This is a genomic window from Micromonospora fulviviridis (assembly GCF_014648395.1).
Lineage (GTDB): Bacteria > Actinomycetota > Actinomycetes > Mycobacteriales > Micromonosporaceae > Micromonospora > Micromonospora fulviviridis.
Genome location: NZ_BMRA01000005.1, coordinates 302,853 through 313,883, shown reverse-complemented (window position 1 = coordinate 313,883; position 11,031 = coordinate 302,853). Strand labels below are relative to the sequence as shown.

The window sequence follows — 11,031 nt, the reverse complement described above, 5'->3', positions numbered from 1 at the left end:
TCTCCCGGCCCATCCCGGCCTCGCCCCGCCTCGTTGATCAAGAAGTTTGCGTCGGCGCGGGGCCGATTCCTGACGCAAACCTCTTGATCAACTCCTGCGGGGGCGACGGGAGTGGGGCCCGGGATGTGCGAAGGGGCGGGCCGGCGGCAGCCGGCCCGCCCCTTCGGCGGTGGTACTCGGGTCACATGTTGGCGACGTCGGCCTGCTTGGCGCGGACGGCCTCGGCGGCCTCCTTCAGGGCGGCCAGCTCGTCGGCGTCCAGGTCGGTCTCGACGACCCGCTTGACGCCCTCGGCGCCGATCTCGGCCTCGACACCCAGGTAGACGCCGGAGATGCCGTACTGCCCGTCGACCCAGGCGCAGACCGGCATGACCTCGCCGGAGTCCTCGGCGACGGCCTTGGCCATCCGGGCGGCGGCGGCCGACGGGGCGTAGTACGCCGAGCCGGTCTTCAGCAGCGCGACGACCTCGGCGCCACCGTTGCGGGTCTTGACGACCAGCTCCTCGATCTGCTCGGCCGGCATGGCCTCACGCAGCGGCTTGCCGTTGACGGTGCTCTTCGACGGGACCGGGACCATGGTGTCGCCGTGCGAGCCCAGGGTCAGGGTCTTCACCGACTTCACCGGTACGTTCAGCGCCTCGGCCACGAAGTTGGTGAACCGGGCGGTGTCGAGCATGCCGGCCTGGCCGAGCACCCGGTTCTTCGGGAACTGGGTGGCGAGCTGGGCCAGCGCGGTCATCTCGTCGAGCGGGTTGGAGACGACGATGACGACGGCGTTGGGGGCGTACTTGGCGACGTTCTCGGCGACCTGGCGGACGATCTTGGCGTTGGTCTCCAGCAGGTCCATCCGGCTCATGCCCGGCTTGCGGGGCAGGCCGGCGGTGATGACGACGACGTCGGAGCCCTCGATGGCCTCGTAGCCCTCGCCGTTCGGGCCGGTGGTGACGCCGACGACCTTGGTCTCGAAGCCCTCGACGGCGCGCGACTGGTTGAGGTCCAGCGCGAGACCCGCCGGCTTGCCCTCCACGATGTCGGTGATCACGACGGTGTCGAAGACGTCGTACTCGGCCAGGCGCTGTGCGGTGGTGGAGCCGTAGAAGCCGGCCCCGACGACAGTGACCTTCTTACCCATGGTCGTCCCACTCCCTGATACCAGTCGGTTTTCCGGACCGTATCAGCCATCCTGGCACCGATCGGGCCAGGGGCGGACGGTTATGACGTGCCTGGGCGACTCAGTGCTGCTGCTCGGCCCGCTCGACGACGTTGGTCAGCAGCATGGCCCGGGTCATCGGGCCGACGCCGCCCGGCATCGGCACCAGCTTGCCGGCCACCCCGGCCACCTCCGGGTCCACGTCGCCGGTGTAGCGGCCCTTGCCGTCGGCCCCGACCACCCGGGTGATGCCGACGTCCACCACGGTCGCGCCCGGGGTCACCATGTCGGCCGTGAGCAGCCCCGGCACGCCGGCCGCGACGATGACGATGTCGGCCTCGCGGGTGTGCGCGGCGAGGTCGAGGGTGCCGGTGTGGCAGAGGGTCACGGTGGCGTTCTCGCTGCGCCGGGTGAGCAGCAGGCCGAGCGGCCGGCCGACCGTGTTGCCCCGGCCGACCAGCGCCACCTTCGCGCCGCGCAGCGGCACGTCGTGCCGGCGGAGCAGCTCGACGATGCCGCGCGGGGTGCAGGGCAGCGGGGCGTCGTAGCCGAGCACGAGCCGGCCCAGGTTGACCGGGTGCAGGCCGTCGGCGTCCTTGTCCGGGTCGATCAGCTCCAGCGCCCGCTGCGTGTCCAGGTGGGCCGGGAGCGGCAGCTGGACGATGTAGCCGTGGCAGCCCGGGTCGGCGTTCAGCTCGGTGAGCACCGCGTCGAGCTGCTCCTGGGTGGCGTCGGCGGGCAGCTCCCGGCGGATCGAGGCGATGCCCACCTCGGCGCAGTCGCGGTGCTTGCCGTTGACGTACGCCTGGGAGCCGGGGTCCTCCCCGACCAGGACCGTGCCCAGCCCCGGGGTGATGCCGCGCTCCGCCAGCGCCTTGACCCGTGTCCGCAGCTCGTCCTTGATCTCCGCCGCGGTCGCCTTGCCGTCCAGGATCGTCGCCGTCACGAATGGATCGTCTCACGCCCCGTGCCCGGCCGGCCGACGACGGCGAACGGTCACGAACCGTGAGGTGTCTTTAGTCACCGAGAGTCACCGACTGTGCATCACGCCACAGCCGCACAGGGACGAGGGCGGCCGGGTCCGGACAGTCCGGACGGCGACCGCAGACCCGCCCGAAGGCACCGCGACGGGCCGGACGGCGCAACCGGGCGGTCAAGAACGCCCTGCCGGCACGCACTGGAGGGCACCTGCCTTAGCAGGCCGGGCCGGCGGCGACAAGCCCGGTCGGCACGTTCCGTTATCGCTTCGCAACGCTCTCGTTGTCGACCGGGCCGATCGCGACCTACCGTTACCGATCGTTGCGCAGCGTTACCCAACGCCGGGCCTGACTGCGCAGCGTGAGGAGATGAGGAGAGTCCATGCGTGTTCGTAGACTCGCCGCCTGGACCGCCCTCCCGCTCGTGGTGACGCTGGGCCTGGCGGCCTGCGGCAGCGGCGGGAACGGCGGATCGAGCGGCAGCGCCCAGGATGCGGCGGTCAGTATCCAGATTTCCGAGCCGCAGCACCTGGTTCCCACCAACACCACCGAAACGTCCGGCTCGCAGGTGCTCGCCGGCCTGTTCAGCCCGCTCGTCGACTACGACGCGCAGAACAAGCCGTACGAGGTCGCGGCCCAGTCGGTGACGCCGTCCGACAACAACAAGGTCTGGACGATCAAGCTCAAGGACGGGTTCACCTTCCACAACGGCGAGAAGGTCACGTCCGACGACTACATCAACGCCTGGAACTACGGCGCGTACGCGCCCAACGGCCAGGGCGCCAGCTACTTCTTCGAGAAGATCGCGGGCTACCAGGACCTGCAGGGCGACAAGCCGAAGGCCAAGACGATGTCCGGCCTGAAGAAGGTGGACGACCTGACCTTCCAGGTGGCGCTCTCCGAGCCGTACATCGACTTCAGGTCGATGCTCGGCTACACCGCGTTCTACCCGCTGCCGAAGGCCGCGTTCTCCGCGCCGGGCGTGCTCAACGACTCGTACGAGCAGGCGCCGATCGGCCAGGGTCCGTTCAAGATGAAGGGCACCTGGCAGCACGACAGCAAGCTCGATGTCGAGCGCTACGACGCGTACCCGGGCGAGAAGCCCAAGGTGAAGGACGTCGAGTTCCGGGTCTACCAGCAGCTCACCGCTGCGTACTCGGACCTGCAGTCGGACAACCTCGACGTGCTGCCGACGATCCCGACCGAGAACCTGAGCACCGCGCAGAGCGACCTGGGCGAGAACTACCAGACCAGCCCCATGTCGTCGTTCCAGTTCCTGGCCTTCCCCACCTTCGAGAAGGACTACAGCAAGCCGGACGTGCGCAAGGCGATCTCGATGGCGATCGACCGTGACGAGATCACCAAGTCGATCTTCAAGGGCTCGCAGCAGTCGGCGCGCTCGTTCGTCTCGCCGGTCCTGCCGGGCTACCGGGACAACACCACCGGTGCCGCGGGTCAGTTCAACCCGACCGAGGCGAAGAAGCTCTACCAGGCCGCCGGCGGCCCGTCGAAGATCACCATCTCCTACAACGGGGACGGCGGTCACAAGGACTGGGTCGACGCGACCTGCAACCAGCTCAAGGCCAACCTGGGCGTCGACTGCGTCGGCTCGGCCGAGCCGAAGTTCGCCGACCTGCTGACCAAGGTCGAGAAGAAGCAGCCGGTGGGCCTGTTCCGGATGGGCTGGGTCATGGACTACCCGTCCATGGAGGACTACCTCGGCCCGCTGTACAGCACCAACGGTTCGTCGAACTACTACGGCTACAGCAACCCGGAGTTCGACCGCCTGGTCAAGGAGGGTGCGGCCGCGCCCACCCAGGCCGAGGCGATCAAGAAGTACCAGCAGGCCGAGGACATCCTGGCCAAGGACATGCCGGTGATCCCGCTCCGCTTCGGCGAGAACGTGTACGGGCACTCCAGCAAGGTCAAGAACGTCCAGATGGACCTGTTCCAGCGGGTCAACCTCGTCAAGATCGAGGCGGCCAGCTGAGCTGACCGCGGCACGGGCCACCCGGGGCGACCCGGGTGGCCCGAGCACGTGGGGGGTCCGGGCCGGAGGACACGCTCGCCAACTTCCGGTACGCCAGAGATGTCATCCAGCGCCCCATTCGCGTTTTTCCGGAGAGACTGGAAAGCATGTTCCGCTTCATCCTGCGGCGCCTCCTGCAGATGGTCCTCGCGTTCTTCGGGACCACGCTGATCGTCTACGCGCTGATGTTCGCCGGGCAGGGCGACCCGATCCAGGCCCTCGCCGGGGAGCGGCCGGTCACGGCGGCCCAGCGGGCATACCTGACGCAGAAGTACCACCTGGACCAGACCGGCGTGGGCGGCTTCTTCTACCGCTACCTCGACTACGTCAAGAACCTGCTCCAGGGCGACCTGGGCCAGTCGCTCACCGGCCGGCAGATCGGCGACATCCTTCAGCAGGCCTGGCCGGTCACCGTGCGGCTGGCGCTCATCGCGCTGGCCGTGGCCATCGTCTTCGGCGTCACCGCCGGCGTGATCGCCGGCATCCGCCGGGCGAGCATCTTCGACAACTCGACGCTGGTGCTCACCCTGCTGGTGCTGGGCATCCCGACCATCGTCCTGGCACCGATCGCGCAGTACTTCCTCGGCGTCAAGTGGCAGCTCTTCCCGCCCACCGCCGGGGCCCAACCGAGCCTCTACGCGTTGCTGCTGCCCGGCATCGTGCTCGGCTCGCTGTCGCTGGCCACCGCCCTGCGGCTGACCCGCACCTCGGTGGCGGAGAACCTGCGCGCCGACTACGTCCGGACCGCCCGGTCGAAGGGCCTGGTCAAGCGGCGCATCGTCAGCGTCCACGTGCTGCGCAACTCGCTCATCCCGGTGGTCACCTTCCTCGGCGTCGAGCTGGGCAACCTGATGAGCGGCGCGATCATCACCGAGGGCGTGTTCAACATCCCCGGTGTGGGCTTCAACCTCTTCCGCGGCATCCGCACCGAGGACGGCCCGCTGGTGGTGGGCATCGTCAGCGTGCTCGTCGTGGTCTACCTCGTCTCCAACCTGGTGGTGGACGTGCTCTACGCCGTACTCGATCCGAGGATCCGCTATGAGTGAGCGCAGCGAACGAATCATCAACGCAGTGTCCTGGCTCGTGGCCGCGCCGAGCGGAGCGAGGTGCGGGCATGAGTGACTTCGAAACCGTCGCGGCCACGGAGGACCAGGCCGCGCGACGGGGTGTCTCCGGCGAGCCCGCCACCCCCGACCGGATCGGCGCGCCCCAGCGGGCGCGCAGCCTCGCCGGCGACGCCTGGCGGGATCTGCGCCGCAACCCGATCTTCTGGGTCAGCCTGGCACTGGTCGTGCTGGCCGCCGCGATGGCCGCGGTCCCGTCGCTGTTCACCGCCAACGACCCGCGGGACTGCCTGCTCTCCCGGCAGCACGCCGGGCCGTCCGGCGGGGCCATCTTCGGGTACGACTTCCAGGGCTGCGACGTCTACGCCCGGGCGGTCTACGGCACCCGCGCCTCGCTCCTCGTAGGCGCCCTGGCCGCGCTGGCCACCGGCGTGATCGCGCTGGTCGTCGGCATGCTCGCCGGCTACTTCGGCGGCTGGGTGGACGCGGTGCTCTCCCGCGTGATCGACATCGTGCTCGGCATCCCGCTGCTGCTCGCCGCGATCGTGCTGCTCAAGCGGTTGAGCACCAGCAGCGACAACGTCCGGCTGTTCGCGGTGATCTTCGTGCTGGCGGTGCTCGGCTGGACCACCGCGGCCCGGGTGATCCGCTCCTCGGTGATCACCGCCAAGGAGCAGGACTACGTCTCCGCGGCCCGGATGCTCGGCGCCCGCAACGGCCGGATCATGTGGCGGCACATCCTGCCGAACGCGCTGGCCCCGGCGATCGTGGTGCTCACCATCGCGCTCGGCTCGTTCATCGCGGCCGAGGCGACGCTGAGCTTCCTCGGCATCGGCCTGAAGGCCCCGACCATCTCCTGGGGCCAGGACATCGACACCGGCCGCATCCACATGCGGGAGTCGGCGACCCCGCTGATCGTCCCCTCGGCCTTCCTCGCGCTGACCGTGCTCGCCTTCATCATGCTGGGCGACGCGATCCGCGACGCCTTCGACCCGAAGCTGCGGTGAGAACCTGATGACACAGTCCGCGGTCCGGCCCACGCCGGCCTCCCCCACCCCGCCCGGCGGCCACCTGCTCGAGGTACGGGACCTGCACGTCGAGTTCCGCACGACCGAGGGCGTGGCCAGGGTCATCAACGGGGTGACGTACCACCTCGACGCGGGCGAGACCCTGGCCGTGCTGGGTGAGTCCGGATCCGGCAAGTCGGTCACCGCCCAGGCGATCATGGGCATCCTGGACACGCCCCCGGCGCACGTCCGCTCCGGCCAGATCCTCTACCAGGGCCGGGACCTGCTGACCCAGTCCGAGGAGCAGCGCCGGCAGGTGCGCGGCAAGGAGATCGCGATGATCTTCCAGGACGCGCTCTCCGCGCTGAACCCGGTCTTCCCGGTCGGCTGGCAGATCGGCGAGACGCTGCGCCAGCGCGAGGGGATGTCCCGCGCCGACGCCCGCCGGCGGACCGTCGAGCTGATGGACCTCGTGAAGATCCCGGCCGCGGCGAAGCGGCTCGGCGACTACCCGCACCAGTTCTCCGGCGGCATGCGGCAACGCGTCATGATCGCCATGGCGCTCGCCCTGGACCCGAAGGTGCTGATCGCCGACGAGCCCACCACGGCGCTCGACGTCACCGTGCAGGCCCAGATCATGGACCTGCTGGCCGACCTGCGCCGCGACCTGAACATGGCGATGATCCTGATCACCCACGACCTCGGCGTGGTCGCCGGCGTCGCGGACCGGATCGCCGTCATGTACGCGGGCCGGATCGTCGAGCACGCCGACGTGCGCTCGCTGTACCGGGCGCCGGCCCACCCGTACACCAAGGGGCTGCTGGAGTCGATCCCGCGCCTGGACGTCCGCGGCCAGGCGCTGTCGACGATCAAGGGGTTGCCGCCGAACCTCATGCGGATCCCCTCCGGTTGCCCGTTCCACCCCCGGTGCCCGTACGTGCAGCAGGTCTGCGTGGACGTGGTGCCGCACGACCTGGTCCTCGGCGACGGCCGGACCAGCGCGTGCCACTTCGCCCAGGAGGTCCGTGATGACAGCGCCCGCTAGCCCGACCAAGGTGCGCGGCGAGACCATCCTCTCGGTCGACAACGTGGTCAAGCACTTCCCGATCAGCCGGGGCGTGCTGTTCCAGAAGCAGATCGGCGCCGTCAAGGCGGTCGACGGGGTCAGCTTCGAGCTGCGCCGCGGCGAGACGCTCGGCGTGGTCGGCGAGTCCGGCTGCGGCAAGTCGACCCTGGCCCGGCTGCTCATGCGGCTGGAGACGCCGACCTCCGGCCGGGCCACCCTCGAGGGCCGGGACCTGTTCAAGGCGTCCGGGTCGGAGCTGCGCCGGCTGCGCCGCAACATGCAGATGGTGATGCAGGACCCGTACACCTCGCTGAACCCGCGGATGACGGTCGGCGACATCATCGGCGAGCCGTTCGAGATCCACCCGGACGCGGCGCCGAAGGGCAGCAAGCGGAAGCGGGTGCAGGAGCTGCTGGACGTGGTCGGGCTCAACCCCGAGCACGTCAACCGCTACCCGCACCAGTTCTCCGGCGGCCAGCGGCAGCGCATCGGCATCGCCCGGGCGCTGGCCCTGCGCCCCGAGGTGATCGTCTGCGACGAGCCGGTCTCCGCCCTGGACGTCTCCATCCAGGCCCAGGTGATCAACCTGTTGGAGCAGCTCCAGGACGAGTTCGGGCTGTCGTACATCTTCATCGCGCACGACCTGTCGGTGGTCCGGCACATCTCGGACCGGGTCGCCGTGATGTACCTCGGCAAGATCGTGGAGATCGGCACCGAGGAGGAGATCTACGAGCGGGCCACCCACCCGTACACCCAGGCGCTGCTCTCCGCGGTGCCGGTGCCGGATCCGGAAGCCCGCGAGGACCGCGGCATCATCCGGCTCACCGGCGACGTGCCCAGCCCGGCCGACCCGCCCTCGGGCTGCCGGTTCCGCACCCGCTGCTGGAAGGCCCAGGAGGTCTGCGCCACCCAGGAGCCGCACACGGTGCTCCGCGCGGCGGACCCGCACCCCTCGGCCTGCCACTTCGCCGAGGTACGCCCCGGCGCCTGAGCCCTCCGGCACGACGGAGGCCCCGTCCCCCGGAGGAAGGGGGGACGGGGCCTCCGCATGGAGGGCCGGTCAGAGCTGGGCGAGCGGGAACGCCCAGATGCCGCGGCCGTGGGTCGCGACGTAGATCGAGTTGTCGGCCGCGTTGTACTCGACGTCCATGCCGACGGTCAGCGGCAGGCCCGCGCCGAGCCGCTGCCAGTCGGTGGCGCCGGGCGCGCGGTAGAACGTGGCCAGGTCGGTGGCGAGCACCAGCGCGCCGGTGGACAGTTCCTTGACCGAGCTGGCCGGCACGTCCGGCAGGTTCGCCGAGACGTCCTTCCAGGTCGCGCCCGCGTCGGTGGTCTCGAAGACGTGGCCGTAGCCGGCGCCCGGGCCCTCGGTGAACCGGCGGGAGAACCCGTTGACCGCGAGGAAGGCGTGCGACGGGTTCGCCGGGTCGATCCCGACGCCCTGGAGGAACCGGTTGGGGAAGTCACCCGGCAGGGTGACCTGGTGCCAGCTCGACGGGTCGTTGACCTTGCCGACCGCGAGGCCCCGGGCGAAGCCGGCGTTGTTGCACGGGCCGCACCAACCGACGTACGCCGTGCCGCCGGAGACCGCCACCGAGGTGGCGGTGTGGCCGGCGCCCAGGTTGAACACGTTGGTCCAGCCCTTGCCGTCGGAGATCGAGTAGCCCTTGGTGTTCACCCACACGTGCTGCCCGCCGGCGACCCAGACGTTGGCGTCGTGGTCGTCCGGCGCGAAGGGCGCGATGAACCGGGCCGGCTCGTCGCCCGGCGACGAGGTGTACGGCTGGATGTCCCGCGAGGTGGAGGTCGCCGCGGTGCCCGGGCCGGGGTTGGCGTTGCAGTTCTCGGTCACCCGCATGGCCAGGTTGGTGTACTCCTGGACCTGCCGGCAGCCGTTGGCCGGGTCGGCGAAGCCGTCCCCACCGTCACCGCCGAAGTTGGACCCCATCACGGTGTCGCCGGCGCGCAGGATCGACACGCCGTTGTCCTGGAGCCCGCCGGAGACGATGGTGCCGGCCTTCGCCGGGTCCCGGCCCAGCGCCACCGAGTAGTACTGGAGCGCGTCGATGGTGCCGTCGTTGAGGCTCTGCCAGTCGGTCGCGTGCCCGTCCTTGTCGGTCCTGCCGCGCACCGGCCGGCGGTAGACGCCACCGTCGTTGCCGACGTAGACGAACCCGTTGCCGACCGCCACCGAGTGCTGGTCGGAGTGAGTGGTCTTGGCGCAGCGGTTCTGGGCGTCGTAGATGTTCCAGCAGGCGAAGTTGAAGTTCCAGTACGGCCCGACGGTCTTCCAGTTGGCCCCGCCGTCGGTCGACTCGTAGACCTCCTCCAGGCCGGCCCACACGTGGTTCGGGTCGGCCGGGTCCACCGTGAGGAACTGGTTGTACCAGGCCTGGATGCCCGGGCCGTAGCCCTTGCCGATCACCGTCTGCTTGAGGGCCGAGCCGGAGTTCCCCAGCTTCGCCGAGTCGGCGATCTTGCTCCAGGGGCCTGACGGCGAGCCGTTGTTGGAAACGTAGATGCCGTCCAGGTAGCTGTTCACATTGCCGGCAGGCTTGTTGAGCAGCTTCGGTGACTGGTTGATCGCGTAGAGCTTCCCGCCGTCGGCGGAGAAGGCGAAGGTCACGTACCCGATGTCGTCGGCCGGGATGGACCCGGTCGGGTTGACCTTGGCCCAGCCCCCGGCGGTGTAGTCGGCGGTCTCGTAGAAGCCGTTGTACGTGTCGCCCGAGCGCCAGGCCGAGGCCACCACCACGTGCTTCGCGTTGCGGGGGTCGCCCGCCACGTCGTTGACGATGTTCTTGTACGCCGCGTTCGCGTCACCGGCGTTGGCGCCGCCCGGCAGGTAGCTCGGGTTCGGCGCGAACTCCAGCTTCCAGGCCCCGGACCCGCTGCTCATCGCGTGCGAGAACAGGCCCCGGTTGGTGGCGGCCCACACCTTGCCGTCGAAGAAGCGCAGCTTGTTGATGACCGTGCTCTCCAACTCGGACCCGCCGACCCGGTCGGTGGCCGTGAAGGCGCCGGTCCGGGGGTTGGCCAGCCGGTAGACGCCGGCGCCCACGAACGAGGTGGCGCCCGTGTTCCCCTCACCGGTGGCGTACCAGAGCGAGCCGTCCGCGGCGAGCACGACGTCGCCGCTGGAGAGGGTGGGCAGCGCGTCCGCGATCGGCGTCCAGCTCCCGCCGCCGGTCGAGGAACGCCACACGCCACCGTCGGCGCCGGCCGCGTACACGAACCCGTTGTCGTCCGCGGCGAGGCCCGTCATCCGGCCGGTGACCAGGCCGGCGCCACCGGAGGAGTTGGACGCGTAGTCGCGGTAGCGCGGGTCGTCGCCGTCGTACTTGATCTTCGTGACCTCGCGCCAGGTGCCCTTCGTCGCCGGCAACGCGCTGAGCTGGCTCAGCGCGTTGGCGTACGCGCCCGGCGCGACGATGCCCGGCGCGTAGCGGGCCTGGGCGAACTGCTCGGCGATGGTGCGGGCCTCGAAGGCCTCCTCACCCGCCTCGGCCGAGTCCTCCCCGGCCGCCATCTCCATGAACTCCCTGGGGTGCCAGGGCATGTTGGCGCCGGGCTCCTCGGCCAGGCCGAGCACCTCCCGCACCTCGTGGTTGGTGGCGACGACGCCACCGAGCGCGGCGGTGAGCACCAGCGCGCCCGCGATTGTCGCCGGCTTGCGCCAGCGGAATGTGGACATGTGAATCCTCCGGGATTCAGGGGTCCCCCGGGCGCGTGGCCCGG

General features: G+C 70.2%; 8 protein-coding genes. 5 read left to right on the top strand and 3 right to left on the bottom strand.

Annotated elements, in window-relative coordinates:
* Window positions 1-181 precede the first annotated feature (181 nt).
* The gene (mdh, locus tag IEY96_RS15625) at window positions 182-1,132 is read right to left on the bottom strand and encodes a malate dehydrogenase (protein ID WP_189195522.1); all 951 of its coding nucleotides are present in this window, start codon (window positions 1,130-1,132) and stop codon (window positions 182-184) included.
* Window positions 1,133-1,232: 100 nt separating this feature from the next.
* Complete coding sequence (locus IEY96_RS15620) at window positions 1,233-2,096, bottom strand: bifunctional methylenetetrahydrofolate dehydrogenase/methenyltetrahydrofolate cyclohydrolase (RefSeq protein WP_189195521.1); 864 nt, start codon at window positions 2,094-2,096, stop codon at window positions 1,233-1,235.
* A gap of 413 nt (window positions 2,097-2,509) precedes the next feature.
* On the opposite strand from IEY96_RS15620, the gene IEY96_RS15615 reads away from it, so the two are divergent.
* The 5 genes from IEY96_RS15615 (at window position 2,510) to IEY96_RS15595 (ending at window position 8,284) form a co-directional block, all read left to right on the top strand.
* Window positions 2,510-4,117: a peptide ABC transporter substrate-binding protein gene (locus IEY96_RS15615; protein ID WP_189195520.1), complete on the top strand. Its 1,608-nt coding sequence runs from the start codon at window positions 2,510-2,512 to the stop codon at window positions 4,115-4,117.
* Between the two features lie 146 nt (window positions 4,118-4,263).
* Window positions 4,264-5,202, top strand: coding sequence for an ABC transporter permease (locus tag IEY96_RS15610; protein ID WP_148429863.1), 939 nt, complete (start codon window positions 4,264-4,266; stop codon window positions 5,200-5,202).
* Between the two features lie 68 nt (window positions 5,203-5,270).
* Window positions 5,271-6,227: an ABC transporter permease gene (locus tag IEY96_RS15605; RefSeq protein WP_189195519.1), complete on the top strand. Its 957-nt coding sequence runs from the start codon at window positions 5,271-5,273 to the stop codon at window positions 6,225-6,227.
* Window positions 6,228-6,234: 7 nt separating this feature from the next.
* Complete coding sequence (locus IEY96_RS15600) at window positions 6,235-7,272, top strand: ABC transporter ATP-binding protein (protein WP_189195518.1); 1,038 nt, start codon at window positions 6,235-6,237, stop codon at window positions 7,270-7,272.
* Window positions 7,256-8,284: an ABC transporter ATP-binding protein gene (locus tag IEY96_RS15595; RefSeq protein WP_189195517.1), complete on the top strand. Its 1,029-nt coding sequence runs from the start codon at window positions 7,256-7,258 to the stop codon at window positions 8,282-8,284. The genes IEY96_RS15600 and IEY96_RS15595 overlap by 17 nt, the downstream gene beginning before the upstream one ends.
* A gap of 69 nt (window positions 8,285-8,353) precedes the next feature.
* Here IEY96_RS15595 and IEY96_RS15590 read toward each other — a convergent pair whose 3' ends face one another.
* Window positions 8,354-10,987: a beta propeller repeat protein gene (locus IEY96_RS15590; protein ID WP_229791611.1), complete on the bottom strand. Its 2,634-nt coding sequence runs from the start codon at window positions 10,985-10,987 to the stop codon at window positions 8,354-8,356.
* Window positions 10,988-11,031 lie beyond the last annotated feature (44 nt).

Bases quoted from the DNA above. Each gene is read 5' to 3' on its own strand.
- mdh (WP_189195522.1), bottom strand. From the start codon at position 1,132: ATGGGTAAGAAGGTCACTGTCGTCGGGGCCGGCTTCTACGGCTCCACC.
- IEY96_RS15615 (WP_189195520.1), top strand. From the start codon at position 2,510: ATGCGTGTTCGTAGACTCGCCGCCTGGACCGCCCTCCCGCTCGTGGTG.
- IEY96_RS15610 (WP_148429863.1), top strand. From the start codon at position 4,264: ATGTTCCGCTTCATCCTGCGGCGCCTCCTGCAGATGGTCCTCGCGTTC.
- IEY96_RS15605 (WP_189195519.1), top strand. From the start codon at position 5,271: ATGAGTGACTTCGAAACCGTCGCGGCCACGGAGGACCAGGCCGCGCGA.
- IEY96_RS15600 (WP_189195518.1), top strand. From the start codon at position 6,235: ATGACACAGTCCGCGGTCCGGCCCACGCCGGCCTCCCCCACCCCGCCC.
- IEY96_RS15595 (WP_189195517.1), top strand. From the start codon at position 7,256: ATGACAGCGCCCGCTAGCCCGACCAAGGTGCGCGGCGAGACCATCCTC.
- IEY96_RS15590 (WP_229791611.1), bottom strand. From the start codon at position 10,987: ATGTCCACATTCCGCTGGCGCAAGCCGGCGACAATCGCGGGCGCGCTG.